The organism is Halomonas sp. 3H, from assembly GCF_024206005.1.
Lineage (GTDB): Bacteria > Pseudomonadota > Gammaproteobacteria > Pseudomonadales > Halomonadaceae > Halomonas > Halomonas campaniensis.
Genome location: NZ_CP100360.1, coordinates 1,909,586 through 1,928,119 on the forward strand (window position 1 = coordinate 1,909,586; position 18,534 = coordinate 1,928,119).

The window sequence follows — 18,534 nt, forward strand, 5'->3', positions numbered from 1 at the left end:
TCGCCGCCTTGGTGAGGCGGCGACCGGCGGGGCTCACCGGTACTGGGCCATGAAACGTCGGTCCAGCCACCCCTTCCAGAGCAGGGCGCTGCGCCCGGCCCACCAGTGCCTGCCCCGGATGGCCAGGCCCAGTCCCTCGCCGAGGTCCAGGATCGCCAGGGCGCGGGGCTGTGGCTCGAAGTGTCGCAGATCGCGGCCCGCCAGGCGGGCGATCAGGTTATCCAGCAGCACCGGGGCCTGGCGCACGCCGTAGACCCCCAGGCGCGGCAGCCGATGGTCGCGCATGGCGGCGCAGTCGCCGGCGGCGAAGATGTCGGGGTGGCCCAGGCTCTGCAGGGTCGCCGACACCGCCAGTCCCCGGTCGGGGAAGAGCGGCAGGCCGAGGTGCTCCAACACGGCGGGCGGTGCCAGGCCGCCGGCATGGATGACATGGTCGGCCTCGACCAGCGAAAGGCTGTCCTCGCCGCTGCGCGTCTCGTCGGTGCGCAGCATCACCCCCCGGCCCAGAGTGCCGGTGACCTCGGCCCCGGTGATCACGCGGATGCCGCGTCGCGCCATCAGGCGGGCGAGGAAGCGTCGCGCCCCCGCCGGTGCGTCCGGAATCAGGCTCGTCCCCCGGGTCACCAGGGTGATGGCGCAGGCAACGCGATGGCGCCTGGCCAGGGCATGGAGGTTACTGGCGACCTCGATACCGCTGGCGCCGCCCCCCACGACCACCAGGGAGGGGCACTGCCCCGCTCGGAAGTCGCGGGTCAGGCGGTGATGGAGCGCCACCAGGCAGGGCAGCGGCTTGACCGTCCAGACCGCTGGTCCCGGCTGGCGCGCGACCGGGGAAGGAGTGCGCGACCCCACGTTGAGCGAGAGCAGGGTGAAGGGCAGGTGCCGACCGTCCTCGAGCAGCGCCTGCTTGCCGGCCAGGTCCAGGCTGGCCAGTCGACCCCGGATCGGCGTCACGCCGTGGCGCCGGGCCAGGCGGGCCGGGTCGAGTCGATCGGCCGACGCCGGCAGGCGCCCGCTCAGCACGCCGCCGGCCATGGCCGAATACCAGAAGCCGCCCGGGTCAACCAGGCACACCTCGGCATCACCGAAGCGCTGGCGGTGGCGAATCAGGTGCAGGTGGGCGTGACCGGCCCCCACCAGCAGCAGGCGGGGGCGTGGGGTGTCGGGGGCATCGGGAGTGAGGGGCATCGCGTGATGTTAGCGGAATGTGCCGGTTGGCGCGACGCGGCGCTATTCGGTGGCGGTTACCGACGCCCGGCGCGGGCGCGAGCGCCATGCCGACCAGGAGTAGAGGGCCAGGCCCGCCCAGATCAGCAGGAAGGTGGCGAGCTGGACCATCGACAGCGGTTCGCGGAAGACCATCAGGGCGATCAGGAACTGGATACTGGGGTTGATGTACATCAGGAACCCCAGGGTCGCGAGGCGCAGGCGTCGCGCCGCCCCGGCGAAGGCCAGCAGCGGCAGGGCGGTGATCACCCCGCTGGCGACCAGCAGCAGCGTGACCTCGGCACCGCCCAGGAAATGCGAGAGTCCGGCCTGGCTCAGCCAGGCGAGGGTGAGCAGGGCCAGCGGCAGCAGCAGCAGGGTCTCGACGAACAGCCCCGACAGGCCGTCCAGCGGCACCTGCTTGCGCAGCAGGCCATAGGTGCCGAAGGAGAATGCCAGGCCGAGGCTGATCCACGGCAGTTCGCCGAGCAGCACCAGCTGGATGAGGATGGCCAGGGCCGCCAGCGCCACGGCCACCGCCTGCAGGCGATGCATGGACTCCCGCAGCACCAGCATGCCCAGCGCCACGTTGACCAGCGGCGTCATGAAGTAGCCGAGGCTCGCCTGGAGCACATGGCGGGTCTCCACGGCATAGATGTAGAGCCCCCAGTTGATCGCGATCAGCACGGCGCAGCCCAGCACGCGGCCGAGTCGTCGCGGCTCGCCCAGGGCGTCGCGGATGGGGCCCCAGCGGCCCAGGAGGGTGACCAGCCCGACCAGGAACAGGCAGGACCAGAGCACCCGGTGGATCAGGATCTCGAAGGCCGGCACCCCGTCGAACAGGGCGAAGAACAGCGGGAAGCAGCCCCAGGCGATATAGGCGCCCAGGCCGAAGGCGACGCCCTTGGTGGCCTCGCGGTCGGGCAGGGAGACGGGAGTGGCGGACATGGGAGCCTCGCAGCGAAAAGGAGTCAACTTAGCAGGCTATTGGCTTGCCCGCCATGGCCCCGGCGCATCGGCTGACGGCGGCGCGGCAGTGGGGTAGGCTGGCGGGGATGACAGCCACCGGACCGGAGTCCCCATGAGCGAACTCAGAACCACCCTGGTGCAGTGCGACCTGCGCTGGGAAGATCCCGAGGCCAACTGCCGGATGCTGGAGGAGACCCTGGGCGACCTCGGGGCCACCGAGACCGACCTGATCGTGCTGCCCGAGATGTTCTCCACCGGCTTCACCATGAACTCCCGGGAGATGGCCGAACCCATGGAGGAGAGTGCCACCGTGGCCTGGCTCCAGGCGCAGGCCCGCCGGCGCGGCTGCGTGGTGACCGGCAGCGTGGCCGTGGTGGAAGGTGGGGACTACTTCAACCGGCTGATCTGGGCGCGCCCCGACGGCAGCCTGGCACACTACGACAAGCGCCACCTGTTCCGCATGGCCGGCGAGCACGAGCGCTATGGCATGGGCCACGAGCGGGTGATCGTCGAGCTGAAGGGCTTTCGTATCCTGCTCAGCGTCTGCTACGACCTGCGCTTCCCGGTGTGGCTGCGCCAGCAGCCGGCGCCGGATGAGCACTTCGAGTACGACGCCCTGCTCTGCGTGGCCAACTGGCCGGCGCCCCGTCGCCACCCCTGGCGCATCCTGCTCCAGGCCCGGGCCATCGAGAACCTCTGCCCGGTGATCGGCGTGAATCGGGTCGGCGAGGATGCCAAGGGGCTTCCCTATGCCGGCGACTCCATGCTGGTCGACGCCAAGGGCGAGGCGCTGATCGACGAGCCGCGCGATACGCCCTTCGTCAAGACCGGGTCGCTCTCGCTGGATGAGCTGCGTGAGTTCCGTGAGAAGTTTCCCGCCTGGCGGGACGCCGACCACTTCACCCTTTCCGATGGGGTCGGCTACTGATGCGCCTGGACCGCTTCCTCTGCGAGACCACCGACCTGACCCGCAGCCTGGCCAAGAAGGCGATGCATCGCGGCGAGGTCAGCGTCGACGGCGAGGTGATCAAGAACCCCGCCACCCAGGTCGGCGAGACGAGCCGGGTGACCTGGAACGGCGAGCCGCTCGCCCTGGTCGGGCACCGCTACGTGATGCTCCACAAGCCCGAAGGCGTTGAGTGCACCGCGCGGCGGACTCTCTATCCCCGGGCCATCGACCTGCTCGACCTGCCGCATCTCGAGCGGTTGCAGACCGTCGGGCGCCTGGACGTGGATACCACCGGCCTGGTGCTGCTCACCGACGACGGCCAGTGGTCCCACCGGGTCACCTCGCCGAAGCGCCGCTGCGGCAAGGTGTATCGGGTGACCCTGGCCGAGCCGCTGGAGGGGGAGGCCCTGTCGCAGGCCATCGACGCCTTCGCCGAGGGGCTGCTGCTCGACGGCGAGGATAAGCCCACGCGGCCCGCCGAACTCGTCATGCGCGAACCCGGCGTCGCCGAGCTCACCCTGTTCGAGGGCAAGTACCACCAGGTGAAGCGGATGTTCGCGGCCATCGGCAACCACGTCACGGCGCTGCACCGGGAATCGATCGGGCCGCTGGCGCTGGGGGACCTCCCCGTGGGGGCGTGGCGTGAACTGACCGAGGAGGAGATCGCTGCCTTCTGAGTGACGTCACTCCAGTGACCAGGTCTCGCTACGGTCGCGTCCGCGGTGCTTGGCCCGGTAGAGCGCCCTGTCGGCGAGCCGGGTCAATGCCAGAGGGTCATCGCCGTGCTCCGGGAAGGCCGCGACGCCGCAGGAGAGAGTGATGGCCTCGAGCTCACGGTCGCGATGGCGGAATCGATAGCCGCGCACTCCCTGGAGCAGCCGGCCGATCCGCGCCTCGGCCGTGGCTGCCGTTGCTCCCGGCATGACCACCACGAACTCCTCGCCCCCCAGCCGGCACACCACGTCCCCATCCCGGAAGGATTGCCTGAGCAATCCGCCCACGGCGGCCAGGACGGCATCGCCGGCCTCGTGCCCGTGCAGGTCGTTGAAACGCTTGAAGTGGTCGATGTCGATCATGACGAGGGCCAGCGGCGTACGGGTACGCCTGCCGCGGGCAGCCTCGTGCTTCAGCAGTTCGTCGAAGTGGCGACGGTTCTTCAGGCCCGTCAGGGCGTCCTCGTAGGAGAGCCCCTCGAGCTTCTGCACCAGCCGGCCGAGCTCGAGGGTGCGATCGGCCACCTGCTGCTCCAGGGAGTGGTTCAGCCGGTCGAGTTCCTGCCGGGTGCGTCGGTAGTGCCACAGCGACACGCCGACGATCGCCAGGGAGAAGCCCAGAGTGCCCAGGCTCAGGGGCACCGTGCGCCACGCGACGAGGCCATGGGCGACCAGCATGTCGGCCAGCAGCAGGGGGGCGAAGAGGATGAAGCTTGCCACCACCAGGCGCTGTTCATGGCTCAGCCGGGTGAACTGCCACAGGGCCAGCAGCAGCATCAGTGGCAGGGTGATCGCCAGCAGCGCATCGAAGGCCGGGAAGGTCAGGGAGAGGCTGATCGCGCCGGCCTGGACCAGGCCGATGGCCCCGACGAGATAGGCCAGATGCAGCTGCCACAGGCGCCGGATCCAGCGGCGGGGCGTCTCGTCGAGCCAGCTGGCCAGCAGGATGCCCATGGCCACCGGCAGCGTGAAGTAGCTGGCCGCACGCAGGGTATCCCATAGCAGCGCCCGGTCGAGCAGCAGCTGGCGGATCGGGGCCTCTGCCAGCAGCATGGTGCCCGAGGCGAAGGCGAATAGGGCGAGGCCCCCGAAGGCGCGGCGATCCGGCCCCAGCAGGGCGAAGATGCCGGCCAGCACGGCCAGCAGCAGCACGAAGGCCCCTACCGTGAGGTCCTTGAGCGAGTCCTGGATTATCTGCTTGAGCAGCGCGATCCGGTCCATGATGCGGATTTCGCCCCACAGGCCGATGTCGGTGTAGTAGGAGTAGACCCGGACGTGGAGGGCCTTGCCGGCGAAATCTTCGGGCAGTTCAATCAAGTGCCAGGGCCAGCCGGCGAAGTCGCCCTGACCCTGTGCATCGAACTCGCCGTACTGGTAGAGGAGCTCGCCGTCCAGGTAGATCTGTCCGATCAGGTCGATGCTGGTGAGATAGAGGACCGGGTCGCGCCACTCGCCGTCGGGCAGGGTGGTGCGGAACCAGACGTGCCGTCGCCCCTCGCGGTCCGGCGGGTTCGAGGGGTAGGCGATGTCCTGCCAGCCCTCGTCCTCGGCCAGCCAGGCGGGGCGGCCGTCGGGGGCCAGGGGGGAGTCCCCCCAGCGGTACTCCCAGCCCTGATCCACCGCCAGGGGCGGCGCGGCGGACTGGGCGGCCGGTACGACCAGCAGCAACAGCAGCAGGGACCACAGCAGGGCGGGGAGGCAGCGCATCGTCGGGGCACCGGGCGGGGAACCCGGCGAGTATACGGCAGGCCGGGGCCATGAAATGTCACGCTTTGTCGACGTTGAGCAAGGGGCCGTCAGCCGTGACCCGCCGTCGGTAACAGGCCAGCTGCGGCGACCAGGGCGCGCGTGTAGTCGCTGCGCGGCTGCTCCAGCACCGCCAGGCACTCCCCCTGTTCTACTACCTCGCCGTCCCTCAGCACCATCACCCGATGAGCCATCGCCCGCACCACCGCCAGGTCATGGCTGATGAAGAGGTAACTGAGCCCGCGACGGGCCTGGAGGTCGCGCAGCAGGGCGACCAGCTGCTTCTGCACCGTACGATCCAGCGCCGAGGTCGGCTCGTCCAGCACCAGCAGCTCGGGCTCGAGGATGATGGCCCGCGCGACGGCGATGCGCTGGCGCTGCCCGCCGGAAAACTCGTGGGGATAGCGCGAGGCGCAGTCCTCGGGCAGGCCGACCTCCCTGAGCGTCGCCTGGACCCGCCTTACGACCTCCTCCTCAGCGAGTTCGGGGTAGTGGAAGCGCAGCCCCTCGCTGATGATCTCGGAGACCGGCAGGCGAGGGGATAGCGAGCCGTAGGGATCCTGGAAGACCACCTGGAAGCGCCGTCGCTGTCGACGCAGCGCCTTGCCGGAGAGCCGGTCGAGCCGCTCCTCGCCGAAGGTGATCTCGCCGTGGCTCTCGGTGAGCCGCAGCAGGGCCAGGGCCAGGGTGGTCTTGCCGGAGCCGGACTCTCCGACGATACCCAGGGTCTCGCCCGGCGCAATCGCGAGATCCAGGGGCCTTAGCGCCTCGAAGGCGGGCGGGCGCCGTGCGAACAGGCGCTTGGGCCGCTGGAAGCGCACGCCCAGCCGGTGGGCCTGCAGCAGCGGTGCGCCGCGTCCGGCCGGGGCGGGGCGCCCCTCGGGCTCGGCATCGAGCAGCAGGCGGGTGTAGGGACTCCGTGGCGAGGTGAAGACCTCGGCGACCGGCCCTGTCTCCTGTTCGCGCCCTTGGAAGAGCACGCAGACCCGGTCCGCATGGCGCCGGACCAGGTTGAGGTCGTGGGTGATGAACAGCATGCCCATGCCGTGGCGATCGCGCAGTTCGGCCAGCAGGGCCAGGATCTCCCGCTGGACGGTGACGTCCAGCGCCGTGGTCGGCTCGTCGGCGATCAGCAGCTCCGGATCGTTGGCGATGGCCATGGCGATCATCACCCGCTGCCGCTGGCCGCCAGAGAGCTGGTGCGGCCAGGCGTCCAGCAGCTCGTCGGGCCGCGGGAGCTTGACCTGGACCAGCAGCTCCCGGGTGCGCTCCCGGGCCGCCCGGCCGGTGAGCCCTTGGTGCAGGCGCAGGGTCTCGCCGATCTGGCGGGCCACGGTGTGCAGCGGGTTCAGCGAGGTCATCGGTTCCTGGAAGACGAAGCCCACCCGGCCGCCCCGCAGCCCCTGCCAGTCGCGCCCCCGCAGCCGGGCCAGGTCGGTGTCGCCGAGCCAGCGGCCCCCCTCCACCCGGGCGTTGTCGGGCAGCAGGCCCATGGCGCCCAGAGCGGAGACGGACTTCCCCGAGCCGGATTCGCCCACCAGGGCCAGGGTCTCGCCGCGGCGGATCCGCAGGGAGAGCCGGTCGACGACCGTCACCTCGTCGAAGGCGACGGTCAGGTCATCGAGACGCAGCAGGTCGGCGGCGGATGTCTCAGGCATTGCGGGTATTCCTCGGCGGCGGAGTGGGCGAGGCGGCATGCTGGATATGGCGTGGGTCGAAGGCGTCGCGCAGCCCCTCGCCGATGAACACCAGCAGCGAAAGCATCAGCGACAGGCTGACGAAGGCGGTGATGCCGAGCCAGGGCGCATGCAGGTTGTTCTTCCCCTGGGCGACGAGTTCGCCCAGCGACGGCGAGCCGGGCGGCAGGCCGAAGCCCAGGAAGTCCAGGGCGGTCAGGGTGGTGATCGCCCCGGTGAACAGGAAGGGGATGAAGGTCAGGGTCGCCACCATGGCATTGGGCAGTACGTGGCGCCACATGATCAGCGGCGGCGTCAGCCCCATGGCCTTGGCGGCACGCACATACTCCAGGTTGCGGGCGCGCAGGAACTCGGCGCGCACCACGTCGACCAGCCCCAGCCATGAGAACAGCAGCATGATGCCGAGCAGCCACCAGAAGCCGGGCTGAACGAAGCTCGCCAGGATGATCAGCAGGAACAGCACCGGCAGCCCGGACCAGATCTCGGTGAGCCGCTGGCCGATCAGGTCGGTCTTGCCCCCGAAGTAGCCCTGGATGCCGCCGATCAGCACCCCCATCACCAGCGACCCGGCGGTGAGCACCAGGGCGAAGAAGACCGACAGCCGGAAGCCGTAGATCACCCGGGCCAGCACGTCGCGCCCCTGGTCGTCGGTGCCCAGCCAGTGGCGAGCGTCGGGAGGCGCCGGGGAAGGGCGCATCATCTGCATGTCCAGGGTCTGGTAGGAGAAGGGGATCACCGGCCAGAACGCCCAGCCGTTCTCCTCGATCTGCGCCTGGACGAAGGGATCATGGTAGTCGGCACGGGTGGGCAGGAAGCCGCCGAACTCGGTCTCGGGGTAGTCCACCAGCAGGGGCAGGTACCACTGCCCGTCGTACTTCATCACCAGCGGCTTGTCGTTGGCGATCAGCTCGGCGGCCAGGCTCACCGCGAACAGCGCGGCGAAGATCCACAGCGAGACCCAGGCGCGGCGATTGGCGCGGAAGACACCGAAGCGGCGGCGGGTGATGGGCGAGAAGCGCCCGGCCAGTGTCGTGGAGAGGGGTGCGGCCATCGGCTCAGGACTCCCGTGTCTCGAAGTCGATGCGGGGATCGACCCACACGTAGGTCAGGTCGGAGATCAGCTTGAGGATCAGCCCGATCAGCGTATAGAGGTAGAGGGTGCCGAAGATCACCGGGTAGTCCCGCTGCATTACGGCCTCGAAGCCCAGCAGTCCGAGTCCCTCCAGCGAGAAGATCACCTCGATCAGCAGCGACCCGGTGAAGAAGATCGTGACCAGTGCACCGGGCAGGCCGGCGATGATGATCAGCATGGCGTTGCGGAAGACGTGGCCGTAGAGGGTGCGACGGTCACTGGCTCCCTTGGCCCGAGCCGTCAGCACGTACTGCTTGTGGATCTCGTCGAGGAAGCTGTTCTTGGTCAGCATGGTCAGGGTGGCGAAGCTGCCGATGGTCATGGCCACTACCGGCAGGGTGATATGCCAGAAGTAGTCCTTGACCTTGCCCCAGGCGGAGAGCTCGTCGAAGTCCGGCGAGGTGAGGCCGCGCAGCGGGAAGAGGTCCCAGTAGCTGCCGCCGGCGAAGAGCACGATCAGCAGGATCGCGAAGAGGAAGCCGGGGATGGCGTAGCCGACGATCACCAGCCCCGAGGTCCAGACGTCGAAGCGGGACCCGTGTCGCAGCGCCTTGCGGATCCCCAGCGGGATCGAGATCAGGTAGACCAGCAGCGTGGTCCAGAGCCCCAGCGACACCGACACGGGCAGGCGCTCGATCATCAGCTCGACCACCGGGCGGTCGCGGAAGAAGCTGTTGCCGAAGTCGAAGGTGGCGTAGTCGGCGATCATGCCCATGAAGCGCACATGGGCGGGCTGGTCGAAGCCGAACTGGGCCTCCAGCTGCTCGATGAAGCGGGGGTCGACCCCGCGGGAGCCCCGCGACTCGTCCCTTACCACCACGTCGCCACCGCCCGCGTCCAGCCGGGTGCTGGCCATGCTGTCGATGCCCTCGAAGCGGGCCAGCATCTGGTCGATGGGGCCGCCGGGCGCGGCCTGCACGATGACGAAGTTGAGCAGCATGATGCCCAGCAGGGTAGGGATCATCAGCAGCAGGCGGCGCAGGATGTAGCGGCTCACGTGTCGTCGTCCTTGTGGCAGGAGGGGCGGTCGGCGTCGGGGCGTCAGCGGCGACGCAGGCGCTGGTTGATCTCGGCTTCGCGTTCGGCATCCACCCACCAGGCCTCCAGGTCCATGCCGTACTCCGGGAAGGGCTCGGGCCAGGCGAACTTGTCCCAGATCGCGATGCGGGTCTCGCCGGAGTGGTAGTGGGGGATGAGGATATGCTCGTGAAGCAGCACCCGGTCCAGGGCACGGGCGATGGTGTTGAGCTCCTCGCGGCTCTCGGCGCGGATCAGCCGCTCGACCAGGTCGTCCACCACCGGGTTGGCCAGCCCCATGAGGTTGCGACTCTGGGGGCTCTCGGCGAAGTCGCTGGTCCAGAACTCGCGCTGCTCGTTGCCGGGATTGTTGGACTGCGGAAACTGGCCCACCGTCATGTCGAAGTCGAAGCTGCGCAGACGGTTGAGGTACTGGTTGATGTCGACGATGCGGATGCTGCCCTGGACCCCGAGCCGCGACATGTTGCGCAGCATCGGCTGGGTCACGCGCTCCATGCCGGTATCGAACAGCAGCACCTCTACGGTGAGCGGCTGGCCGGACGCCTCGTCGAGCAGGCGCCCGTCGCGCACCACGTAACCCGCGTCATGCAGCAGGTCCATGGCGAGCCGCAGCCGTTCGCGCAGCTCAAGGGGGTGGTCGATGGGCACCGGCTCCTCGAACACCCGCTCGGGCAGGGCCTCGCGGTGGGGCTCGAGCAGGGCCAGCTCGGCCTCGTCGGGCAGCCCCTCGGCGGCCAGGTCGGAGTTCTGGAAGAAGCTCTCCGTGCGACGGTAGGCGTCGTAGAAGATGTTGGCATTGAGCCACGGGAAGTCGAAGGTCAGCGCCAGGGCCTCGCGGACGCGCGGGTCTTCGAACTTGTCGCGTCGCAGGTTGTAGACGAAGGCCTGCATGCGGGCCGGCTGGCCGTCGGGCACGCTGAGTCGGCGAACCAGTCCGTCACGGTAGGCGGGGAAGTCGTAGCCGATCGCCCAGGTGGCCGCCCGAGCGTCGATGCGGTAATCCAGCACACCGGCCTTGAAGGCCTCCCAGGCGATATCCCGGTCGCGGTAGTAGTCGTAGATCAGCCGGTCGATGTTGTGGCGCCCGCGCTTCACCGGCAGGTCCCGGCCCCAGTAGTCGGGGTCGCGCCGGTAGACGATGCGCCGCCCCGGGTCGACCTCGGCGATGCGGTAGGGACCGGACCCCGGGTGGGCCGCCAGGGTGGGGGAGGTGAAGTCCCGCCCCTCCCAGTAGTGCTTGGGCAGCACCGGCAACTGGCCGACGATCAGCGGCAGCTCCCGGGAGTGGTTGGCGCTGAACTCGAAGCGTACGGTGTGATCGTCCAGTGCGGTGACGCTGGCCACGTCGGCATAGTAGGCGCCATAGAAGGGATTGCCCTGCTCCAGCAGCAGATCGAAGCTGAAGACCACGTCGTGGGCGGTGACCGGTTCGCCGTCATGGAAGCGCGCCTCGGGGCGCAGGTCAAACTCGATCCAGTGGCGCTCCGGGTCCAGGCGGATTCCCGAGGCGAGCAGGCCGTAGACCGAGAAGGGCTCGCCGGGGTTACCCTCCAGGAGGGTATCGTAGATCTGCGAGACCCCCGCCGCGGGCGTGCCGCGGATGATGAAGGGGTTGGTGGAGTCGAAGCTGCCCCCCACGGCCGCCTGGGTCAGGGTGCCGCCCCGGGGGGCGTCCGGATTGACATGGGGGAAGTGGGGAAACCCCGCCGGCAGCTCCGGGTCATCGTAGAGGGCGAGCCCGTGGACGGTGGGTACCGCCTCGGCCTCATCCGCGAAGAGGGAGGCCACGGGGGCAAGCCCGCCCAGGGTGACCAGGGCACCGAGCAGCAGGCAGCGCAGGGCAGTCGACATCGAGGACATCCTTGATCGGCTCCGTTCCCGGCAGGGAACCTCCGGCAATAAGGTGTCAGGACGCCGTCGGATTGTAAACCTCTGCCGGGAGGGAGGGTTCCTCCCGGCCCGGCTCAGCGGGAGGCCAGGCTGCGCTGGGGCAGCTCGAGCACCTGGCCGGCATGAATGACGTCGCCGTTCAGGTCGTTGTGCCGGCGGATCTCCTCGACGCTGACGCCCTGCCGCGAGGCAATGGCGGAGAGGCTGTCGCCGCTGCGTACCACATAGCCCTCGGCCGAGCCGGTGGCGGGGGGCGTCGCGGGAGACTCCAGGCGAGCCATCAGTGTATCGGCGCGCTCGGTGGGCACCAGCAGCACACGCGACTGGTTGGGGTGCGCCGTGCCGCCGATCAGGCCGGGATTCAGCTCGGCCAGCTCGCTGCGCGAGACGCCGGCCAGGCGGGCCGCCTCGCCCAGCTCAAGGGGGCGCTCCAGCGGGATCTTGGCGAAGGCCGGAGCGTCCTCGATCTCGGGGAGGGCGACCTGGTATTCGTCAGGGTTATCGATGATCGCGGCGATCGCCTTGAGCTTGGGCACGTAGTGCATGGTCTCGCTGGGCAGCTGCAGGCTCCAGTAGTCGCCGCTCTTGCCGCGGGACTGGGCGGCCCGGCGAGCGCGGTTCACGGTGCCCGCGCCGGCGTTGTAGGCAGCCAGGGAAAGCTCCAGGTCGCCCTCGTACCACTGGTCGGCCTGCAGCTCGAGATAGTCCAGGGCGGCGCGGGTGGAGGCGACCACGTCGAGGCGCCCGTCGTAGGCGCCGTTGCGCCGCAGCCCCAGGGCGTCCCCGGTGCCGGGCATGAACTGCCAGAGGCCGGCGGCACCACGGTGGCTGCGCGCCATGGGGTCGAAGGAGCTCTCCACGAAGGGGATCAGGGCGATCTCGCCCGGCAGGTCGCGCGACTCGATCTGCTCGGTGATCCAGGCCAGCCAGGGGCGGGCCCGCTCGGTGATCTCGACGATGTTGTGGGGACTGGCACGGTAGTGGTCGATCCAGTGCTGGACCCGCTCGTCGTGGGGCTCGTCCTGCCACTGGAAGCTGGCTCGCAGCCGGCTCCAGGCGTCCCTCGGCTCCAGGGCGAGCGCGTCCCAGAAGTGCTGGCCGAAGGAGGGCCTTGAGCTCGTCTGCTCGCTGGCGGTTCCACCCGCCTCGGCACCGCCGGGGGGCAGGGTGGCCGCCTGGCTGTAGGTGCCGGCAGCCATCAGGGATCCCAGCAGGGCGGCCGCGCTGGCCAGCCCGAGAAGACTGCGACGGGTCGTGTGGTAGGTCATCCGGTAGTTATCCTCCTGGTCGCGGGCGAACCCGGCATGAGCCGCCGGGGCGCCGTGGCGTCCATCGGGTTCAGCTCAGAAATGGTCTTTCCAGGCGCGCAGCGTGGCGAAGGTGGCCTGGTCGCTGTCGGTATCGCCGTGGCTTGATGCGGCCTGGCGAACACCGGCATCGGCGCAGCGCAGGAAAGGGTTGATGCGTTTCTCCCGGCCGAGGGTGCTGGGCAGCGTGGGGCGGTCGAGCTCCCTCGCGCGCTGGCACTCCTCCATGGCCTGGGTCACGTCCGGATTGTGGGGGTCCGCGGCCATCGCGAATCGCAGGTTGGCCAGGGTGTACTCGTGGGCGGCGAACACCAGGGTGTCGTCAGGCAACGCTGCCAGCCGCGTCAGCGAGGCATGCATTTGCTCGGGCGTGCCCTCGAAGAGCCGCCCGCAGCCGGCGCTGAACAGGCTGTCGCCGCAGAACAGCAGCGGCGGGATCCCGGCGGTGAAGTAGGCGATGTGGTCCAGCGTATGGCCGGGGACCTCGTGCACTTCGAACAGCCGCCCCATGACACGCAGCTCGTCACCGTCACCCACGGCCTCGTCGATGCCGTCGATCCTGGGGTTCGCCGGACCGATCACTCGAGGGGCGTAGCGCTGGATGAGGTCCGGCAGACCGCCGGTGTGATCCTGGTGATGGTGGGTGATCAGCACCGTGGAGAGGGACAGCCCCTCGCGTTCCAGGAACTCGATGACCGGTGCGGCATCACCCGGGTCGACGACGCAGACCTCGGTGCTCGTATCCTGGCGGAGCAGCCAGATATAGTTATCGCCAAACGCGGGAATCGGTGTCACGCTCAACATGGGCATGGCGTCCTGAATGGGCATGAACGGGTCACAAAATCCGCCCACCTTGGAGGATCTAGCGCACCATGTCAACTTCCCCAACCGCCCACGCCCTGGCCGGGCTGGTTCGTGACGGGCGCCATTTCTGGGCGAGTCCGGGCGGCCAGGCGGTTCGCCAGGCCGAGCGCGCCTGCCTGGGTCCGGTCTGCGAGCGGCTCTTCGGTGCTCACAGCCTGGAGCTCGGCATGGCCACCAGCCTCGCCGACATGTGCCCGGTACGCCATGCGATGCGCTGGGCGCCGACCCGGGAACTCGCCGAGCACCCGTCGACCCTGGTCTGTCCGCCGGACGCGCTGCCGCTGCCCGATGACTGCCTGAACCTGGTGGTGGTGCACCACCTCCTCGAGGTGGTGCCCGACCCTCACCATATGCTCCAGGAGGCGGCGCGGGTCACCGCCGACGGGGGATTCCTGATCATCTTCGGCTGGATGCCACTCTCCTCAGCGGCCCTGGCGCGTGCCTGGCCGCCATGCCGCCGCCGGCTGCCCTGGCGCGGCCACTGGCGCACGCCGGCCCGTCTGCGCGACTGGCTCGCATTTGTCGACTTCGAGATCGAGCGGGTAGACTACTGCGGTTTCCATCTGCCCGGCAGCCTGCCGCGCAATGCCATGCTGGAGACCCTGGGGCGCCGCCACAACCTGCCGCTGGGCGACAGCTACATGATTCAGGCTCGGCGCAGGCCCCAGCTGGTGCAGCCCCAGGGAACCCGCCTGAGCTTTGCCCGGCCCTTCGGCGGCTCGGCCCTCGGGGCTACCCGCCTGGGCCAGCGCTTCGAGTCGGAACAGGAAAGGATGACCGAGGGTGACTGATTCGAATGCCGCCGCCTCGCTGCCCGAGGTGACCATCTATACCGACGGCGCCTGCCGTGGCAACCCGGGCCAGGGTGGCTGGGGAGCCCTGCTGCTGAGCGGTCGCCACGAGAAGGCGCTCAACGGCTTCGAGGCCGTGACCACCAACAACCGCATGGAGCTGATGGCCGCGATCATGGCGCTGCGCGAGCTCAAGCGTCCGTGCCGGGTCCAGCTGTGGACCGATTCCGAATACCTGCGGCGCGGCATCACCGAATGGATCCACGGCTGGATCAAGCGCGGCTGGAAGACCGCCGGCCGCCAGCCGGTCAAGAATGCCGAGCTGTGGCGTGAGCTCCACGAGGAGACGCACCGCCATCAGATCGAGTGGCACTGGGTCAAGGGCCACAGCGGCCACCCGGGCAACGAGCGGGCCGATGAGCTGGCCAACCAGGCCATCGACGCCCACCGCGCCCGCGCCTGACCCTCGCCGCACCACGGCTGCTGTGCCAGATACCCGCCCGAGACACGAGAGATCCGCATGCGCCAGATCATCCTGGATACCGAGACCACCGGCATCGACCCGCGCGAAGGCCACCGCCTGATCGAGATCGGCGCGGTGGAGATGGTCAACCGCCGGCTGACCGGCAACACCTACCACCAGTACATCAACCCCGAGCGCGAGATCGAGGCCGAGGCGATCGGCGTCCACGGCATCACCAACGAGCGGGTCGCCGACGAGCCGCGGTTTGCCGAGATCGCCGATGCGTTCTGGGCCTTCATCCAGGGCGCCGAGCTGGTGATCCACAACGCCCCGTTCGACGTGGGCTTCATGGACCACGAGTTCGATCGACTCAACCGCCAGCGGGGTGAGCCCCGGCTGGGCCCGGTGGCCGAGCACTGCCGGATCCTGGATACCCTGCAGCTGGCCCGCGACAAGCATCCCGGCCAGCGCAACAACCTCGATGCCCTGTGCAAGCGCTACGAGATCGACAATGGCCACCGGGTGCTGCACGGCGCCCTGCTCGATGCCGAGATCCTCGCCGATGTCTATCTGGCGATGACCGGCGGGCAGACCGCGCTGTCGCTCGACGCCATGGCGGGCGGCGAGGGCGATTCGGTGGGCGCCTCCGGCCTGGCGATCCGCCGCATCGCCATGTCGCCCGGCCAGCTGCGGGTGGTCCGTCCCGACGAGGCCGAGCTGGCGGCTCATCGCCAGAAACTGGCCAGCATTCGCGAGGCGGCGGGGGAGTGCCACTGGGACCGCTTCGACGGGGGAGCGCCCCACTGATGCTGCGCCGCGAGCTTCCCCTCGAGAACACCTCCGGCCACGTGATCCGAATCGCCCAGGGGCGCATCGCCCCGGCCACCGACGGCGGCCCGCTTCAGCCGGTCATGGCGTGGACGCCGGCGATGCAGCCGCTCTGCTACTGGTACGACAGGCCGGTGGCGCTTTCGCTGGAGGAGCGGGCCGGGGAGGGATGGCTGGACGGTCGCGGCTGGCTGTCCCGGCTGCCGGAATCCTGGTTTGCCCTGGTCGCGACGGCCTTGCAGGTGGGCGCCTGGCTGCGCGACCACCGCTTCTGCGGACGGTGCGGGGCCCCGGCCGACCGTCTCGACGCCGAGTTCGCCATGCACTGCCACGCCTGCGGGCACCGCAACTATCCGCGCATCTCTCCATGCATCATCACTCTGGTGACCCACGGCGACGCGCTACTGCTGGCCCGCAGCCCGCGGTTTCCGCCCGGCCGCTACTCGACCCTGGCCGGCTTCATCGAGCCGGGCGAGTCGGCCGAGGAGGCGGTGAGACGGGAGATCTTCGAGGAGGTAGGGCTGCAGGTCGGACGGATCCGCTACTTCCGCAGCCAGCCCTGGCCCTTCCCCCATTCGTTGATGCTCGGCTTCTTCGCCGAGGCTGCCAGCCGCCGCATCCGCATCGACGGCGTCGAGATCGCCGATGCGGCCTGGTTCTCCCCCCGGAAGCTACCCCAGTTGCCGCCGCTCTATTCGATCTCCCGAGCGCTGATCGAGACTCACCTGGCCGAAGTGGCGGGGCGCTGACGAACCACGGGCCGCCCAGAGGCGGCCCGTAGTCGTCCCTGGCGTGAGGAGACGATTCACCCGTTGGGGAAGAGGCTGGTGAGGCGGGTGGCCAGCATCACATTGCCGGTAGCCTTGAGCTTGCCGGTCATGAAGGCGGTCATGCCGTTGACCTCGCCGGTCATGATGCCCTTGAGGGTGTCGGTGGACATGCTCAGGCTGACGGAGGGGTCGTCATGCTCGCCCTCCTGGATCTCCAGGGCGCCATCCTTCACCGCCAGGTAGTGACTGCCGGCATCGCTGAAGTGGAACTGGAAGACTTCGTCCATGCCGCTGGCGGCCTGGGGGTCGAAGCGTGACTGCAGCTTGTCGAGGGTCGAGATGCTCATGGGGGCTCCTGCTGGGTGGTCCGGGTTCGATGGCAGCCCCGAGCATATTTCAAACGAACGTTTCAATCAAGGCCCGCCCCCGGCATCGCAAGCCCCGGGCGCGCGCCAGGATGAGGAGGAGAGAATGAGCGAGTGGCTGTCGGACTTCGGCATGTTCCTGGCCCAGCTGGTCAGCCTGGTGGTGATCGTCGGCCTGGCGGTGGCCGTGGGTGTCAGGGCCCGGGGCGAGGGTGGCGAGAAGACGCGGTTGCGCCTGGAGGAGCTCAACGAGGCCCGCGACTATCGCCGTCGCCGCCTCACTCTGGCTGCCAGCGAGCCGGGTGAGCGCAAGCGCCTGCTCAAGTCGTTCCGTCGCGAGGACAAGGCCCGGGGAAAGGCCGGTCACAAGGCGCAGGCCCCGCGCCCTACGGTCTGGGTACTCGACTTCCATGGCGACATCCGCGCCAGCGGGACCCCGCGCCTGGCCGAGGAGGTCTCGGCGCTGATCGACGCGGCCAGCGAGGGGGATGAGGTAGTCGTTCGCCTGGAGTCCGCGGGCGGGCTGGTCCATGCCTACGGCCTGGCCGCGGCGGAGCTCGACCGGCTGCGCGAGGCCCGGCTCACCACCACGGTGTGCATCGACAAGGTGGCCGCCAGCGGCGGCTACCTGATGGCATGCGGCGCCGATACCCTGCGGGCGGCCCCGCTGGCGGTGATCGGCTCCATCGGCGTGGTGGCCCAGCTCCCCAACGTCCATCGCCTGCTCAAGCGCCACGACATCGACGTGGAGCTGCTCACGGCAGGCCGCTACAAGCGCACCCTGACGGTGTTCGGCGAGAACACCGAGGAGGGACGGGAGAAGTTCATCGAGGAGCTGGAGAGCGTCCATGAGCTGTTCAAGCGCCATGTGGCCGAGCGGCGTCCGGCGCTGGACATCGAGGCGGTGGCCACCGGCGAGACCTGGTATGGCCGCGAGGCGCTGGCGAAGGGGCTGGTGGATACGCTGGGCACCAGCGAGGCCTATCTGGTGGAGCGGATGAAGGAGGCCCGGGTGGTCAGCGTCAGGCTCGAGCCGAAGCGCCGCCTGGGGGAGCGCCTGGGGCTGGCGGTCTCCACCGGGGTGGAGCGGGCCATGGAGAGGGGACTGGAGCTACTGGAGAACAGCCGCTGGCATCGCCGCTAGGAGGGCGGAGCCCCCTCAGTCGACCCGGTCCAGCCCCAGCCTGCCCAGGGCGTCGATGATCGTGCGGGCGCTCTCTCCCTGAAGGGAGTAGTAGATCGTCTGGGAGGCGCGCCGGGTACTCACCAGGTTCTCGCGGCGCAGGATGGCCAGGTGCTGGGAGAGGGCCGACTGGCTGAGGGCCAGCCGCTGGTTCAGTTCGGTCACCGACAGTTCCTGGCCCTCCAGCAGGCAGAGGATCCTCAACCGGTTGTCGTTGGCCAGGGCCTTGAGCAGGGCAGTGGCCTGGTCGATGACCGGGTCCCCACCCTCGAGAAGTCGCGATGCCACGCTGCTGGAACTGCCCATGTCGATCCCCTGCGCTCGCCATTGCCCTGTCGGCATGCCGCGATGAGCCGGCATGACGTCCCGCCTTCGTCGCTGGACGACGAATGGCCCTTTGCTGTTTTAACTATCGCTCAAGCATAGACCAGTGGCGAGGTGGCCTGCCCGCCCCATTTTCGTTGAAGCAGGGTTTTTGCCCTGCTCGGCGACCCGCGGCCCCGGCACTGTTGTCGACAATAAGCCCCCAAGGGTCTCCCCCTTTTGTCGAAAGTTAGCCTTTGGTCGGAAGGCAATCGCCCCGTTCTGCATTACAGTGTCAACAATCAACGACCGCCATCGTA

The 18,534-nt window shown here is 69.2% G+C and carries 18 protein-coding genes; 7 read left to right on the forward strand and 11 right to left on the reverse strand.

The window, feature by feature from the left end:
- Positions 1–33: 33 nt before the first annotated feature.
- Both NFC98_RS08855 and rarD read right to left on the reverse strand, forming a co-directional pair.
- Complete coding sequence (locus tag NFC98_RS08855) at positions 34–1,188, reverse strand: NAD(P)/FAD-dependent oxidoreductase (protein ID WP_254277712.1); 1,155 nt, start codon at positions 1,186–1,188, stop codon at positions 34–36.
- A gap of 42 nt (positions 1,189–1,230) precedes the next feature.
- A complete protein-coding gene (rarD, locus tag NFC98_RS08860; RefSeq protein ID WP_254277713.1) occupies positions 1,231–2,154 on the reverse strand; it encodes an EamA family transporter RarD in 924 nt (307 codons plus the stop codon).
- Between the two features lie 133 nt (positions 2,155–2,287).
- On the opposite strand from rarD, the gene NFC98_RS08865 reads away from it, so the two are divergent.
- Both NFC98_RS08865 and NFC98_RS08870 read left to right on the forward strand, forming a co-directional pair.
- On the forward strand, positions 2,288–3,103 hold the full coding sequence (locus NFC98_RS08865; RefSeq protein WP_254277714.1) for an amidohydrolase: 816 nt from the start codon (positions 2,288–2,290) through the stop codon (positions 3,101–3,103).
- Positions 3,103–3,801 (forward strand): pseudouridine synthase, encoded by a 699-nt coding sequence (locus NFC98_RS08870; RefSeq protein WP_254277715.1) that lies wholly within the window; start codon positions 3,103–3,105, stop codon positions 3,799–3,801. The genes NFC98_RS08865 and NFC98_RS08870 overlap by 1 nt, the downstream gene beginning before the upstream one ends.
- Positions 3,802–3,807: 6 nt before the next feature.
- Here the strand turns inward: NFC98_RS08870 and NFC98_RS08875 are convergent, their stop codons facing one another.
- The 7 genes from NFC98_RS08875 to gloB all read right to left on the reverse strand — a co-directional run bounded on the left by NFC98_RS08875 (position 3,808) and on the right by gloB (position 13,451).
- The gene (locus tag NFC98_RS08875) at positions 3,808–5,544 is read right to left on the reverse strand and encodes a GGDEF domain-containing protein (protein WP_254277716.1); all 1,737 of its coding nucleotides are present in this window, start codon (positions 5,542–5,544) and stop codon (positions 3,808–3,810) included.
- 89 nt (positions 5,545–5,633) lie between these two features.
- Positions 5,634–7,241, reverse strand: coding sequence for an ABC transporter ATP-binding protein (locus NFC98_RS08880; RefSeq protein ID WP_254277717.1), 1,608 nt, complete (start codon positions 7,239–7,241; stop codon positions 5,634–5,636).
- Positions 7,234–8,331, reverse strand: coding sequence for an ABC transporter permease (locus tag NFC98_RS08885; protein WP_254277718.1), 1,098 nt, complete (start codon positions 8,329–8,331; stop codon positions 7,234–7,236). Before NFC98_RS08885 ends, NFC98_RS08880 begins: the two co-directional genes overlap by 8 nt.
- Before the next feature lie 4 nt (positions 8,332–8,335).
- On the reverse strand, positions 8,336–9,409 hold the full coding sequence (locus NFC98_RS08890; RefSeq protein WP_183333863.1) for a microcin C ABC transporter permease YejB: 1,074 nt from the start codon (positions 9,407–9,409) through the stop codon (positions 8,336–8,338).
- Positions 9,410–9,453: 44 nt separating this feature from the next.
- Positions 9,454–11,301: an extracellular solute-binding protein gene (locus NFC98_RS08895; RefSeq protein ID WP_254277719.1), complete on the reverse strand. Its 1,848-nt coding sequence runs from the start codon at positions 11,299–11,301 to the stop codon at positions 9,454–9,456.
- Between the two features lie 113 nt (positions 11,302–11,414).
- On the reverse strand, positions 11,415–12,608 hold the full coding sequence (locus NFC98_RS08900) for a transglycosylase SLT domain-containing protein (RefSeq protein WP_254277720.1): 1,194 nt from the start codon (positions 12,606–12,608) through the stop codon (positions 11,415–11,417).
- 75 nt (positions 12,609–12,683) lie between these two features.
- Positions 12,684–13,451, reverse strand: a complete 768-nt coding sequence (gloB, locus tag NFC98_RS08905; protein ID WP_254277721.1) for a hydroxyacylglutathione hydrolase — start codon at positions 13,449–13,451, stop codon at positions 12,684–12,686.
- A 68-nt stretch (positions 13,452–13,519) separates the two neighbouring features.
- Here gloB and NFC98_RS08910 point away from each other — a divergent pair, with 68 nt between their 5' ends.
- Genes NFC98_RS08910 through nudC form a run of 4 tightly spaced genes read left to right on the forward strand, consistent with a single transcriptional unit; the run spans position 13,520 to position 16,342 of the window.
- Positions 13,520–14,302: a methyltransferase domain-containing protein gene (locus NFC98_RS08910; protein WP_254277722.1), complete on the forward strand. Its 783-nt coding sequence runs from the start codon at positions 13,520–13,522 to the stop codon at positions 14,300–14,302.
- On the forward strand, positions 14,295–14,765 hold the full coding sequence (rnhA, locus tag NFC98_RS08915) for a ribonuclease HI (RefSeq protein ID WP_254277723.1): 471 nt from the start codon (positions 14,295–14,297) through the stop codon (positions 14,763–14,765). The genes NFC98_RS08910 and rnhA overlap by 8 nt, the downstream gene beginning before the upstream one ends.
- A gap of 57 nt (positions 14,766–14,822) precedes the next feature.
- Positions 14,823–15,572 carry a DNA polymerase III subunit epsilon gene (gene dnaQ, locus NFC98_RS08920; RefSeq protein WP_254277724.1) on the forward strand — a complete coding sequence of 250 codons (750 nt, stop codon included), beginning with the start codon at positions 14,823–14,825 and terminating at the stop codon, positions 15,570–15,572.
- Complete coding sequence (nudC, locus tag NFC98_RS08925) at positions 15,572–16,342, forward strand: NAD(+) diphosphatase (RefSeq protein WP_254277725.1); 771 nt, start codon at positions 15,572–15,574, stop codon at positions 16,340–16,342. The genes dnaQ and nudC overlap by 1 nt, the downstream gene beginning before the upstream one ends.
- A gap of 56 nt (positions 16,343–16,398) precedes the next feature.
- Here the strand turns inward: nudC and NFC98_RS08930 are convergent, their stop codons facing one another.
- Positions 16,399–16,710, reverse strand: coding sequence for an SCP2 sterol-binding domain-containing protein (locus tag NFC98_RS08930; RefSeq protein ID WP_254277726.1), 312 nt, complete (start codon positions 16,708–16,710; stop codon positions 16,399–16,401).
- 124 nt (positions 16,711–16,834) lie between these two features.
- On the opposite strand from NFC98_RS08930, the gene sohB reads away from it, so the two are divergent.
- Positions 16,835–17,872, forward strand: coding sequence for a protease SohB (gene sohB / locus NFC98_RS08935; RefSeq protein WP_254277727.1), 1,038 nt, complete (start codon positions 16,835–16,837; stop codon positions 17,870–17,872).
- A gap of 15 nt (positions 17,873–17,887) precedes the next feature.
- Here sohB and NFC98_RS08940 read toward each other — a convergent pair whose 3' ends face one another.
- Positions 17,888–18,217 carry a helix-turn-helix transcriptional regulator gene (locus NFC98_RS08940; protein WP_254277728.1) on the reverse strand — a complete coding sequence of 110 codons (330 nt, stop codon included), beginning with the start codon at positions 18,215–18,217 and terminating at the stop codon, positions 17,888–17,890.
- Positions 18,218–18,534 lie beyond the last annotated feature (317 nt).

Bases quoted from the DNA above. Each gene is read 5' to 3' on its own strand.
- NFC98_RS08855 (WP_254277712.1), bottom strand. From the start codon at position 1,188: ATGCCCCTCACTCCCGATGCCCCCGACACCCCACGCCCCCGCCTGCTG.
- rarD (WP_254277713.1), bottom strand. From the start codon at position 2,154: ATGTCCGCCACTCCCGTCTCCCTGCCCGACCGCGAGGCCACCAAGGGC.
- NFC98_RS08865 (WP_254277714.1), top strand. From the start codon at position 2,288: ATGAGCGAACTCAGAACCACCCTGGTGCAGTGCGACCTGCGCTGGGAA.
- NFC98_RS08870 (WP_254277715.1), top strand. From the start codon at position 3,103: ATGCGCCTGGACCGCTTCCTCTGCGAGACCACCGACCTGACCCGCAGC.
- NFC98_RS08875 (WP_254277716.1), bottom strand. From the start codon at position 5,544: ATGCGCTGCCTCCCCGCCCTGCTGTGGTCCCTGCTGCTGTTGCTGCTG.
- NFC98_RS08880 (WP_254277717.1), bottom strand. From the start codon at position 7,241: ATGCCTGAGACATCCGCCGCCGACCTGCTGCGTCTCGATGACCTGACC.
- NFC98_RS08885 (WP_254277718.1), bottom strand. From the start codon at position 8,331: ATGGCCGCACCCCTCTCCACGACACTGGCCGGGCGCTTCTCGCCCATC.
- NFC98_RS08895 (WP_254277719.1), bottom strand. From the start codon at position 11,301: ATGTCGACTGCCCTGCGCTGCCTGCTGCTCGGTGCCCTGGTCACCCTG.
- NFC98_RS08900 (WP_254277720.1), bottom strand. From the start codon at position 12,608: ATGACCTACCACACGACCCGTCGCAGTCTTCTCGGGCTGGCCAGCGCG.
- gloB (WP_254277721.1), bottom strand. From the start codon at position 13,451: ATGTTGAGCGTGACACCGATTCCCGCGTTTGGCGATAACTATATCTGG.
- NFC98_RS08910 (WP_254277722.1), top strand. From the start codon at position 13,520: ATGTCAACTTCCCCAACCGCCCACGCCCTGGCCGGGCTGGTTCGTGAC.
- dnaQ (WP_254277724.1), top strand. From the start codon at position 14,823: ATGCGCCAGATCATCCTGGATACCGAGACCACCGGCATCGACCCGCGC.
- nudC (WP_254277725.1), top strand. From the start codon at position 15,572: ATGCTGCGCCGCGAGCTTCCCCTCGAGAACACCTCCGGCCACGTGATC.
- NFC98_RS08930 (WP_254277726.1), bottom strand. From the start codon at position 16,710: ATGAGCATCTCGACCCTCGACAAGCTGCAGTCACGCTTCGACCCCCAG.
- sohB (WP_254277727.1), top strand. From the start codon at position 16,835: ATGAGCGAGTGGCTGTCGGACTTCGGCATGTTCCTGGCCCAGCTGGTC.
- NFC98_RS08940 (WP_254277728.1), bottom strand. From the start codon at position 18,217: ATGGGCAGTTCCAGCAGCGTGGCATCGCGACTTCTCGAGGGTGGGGAC.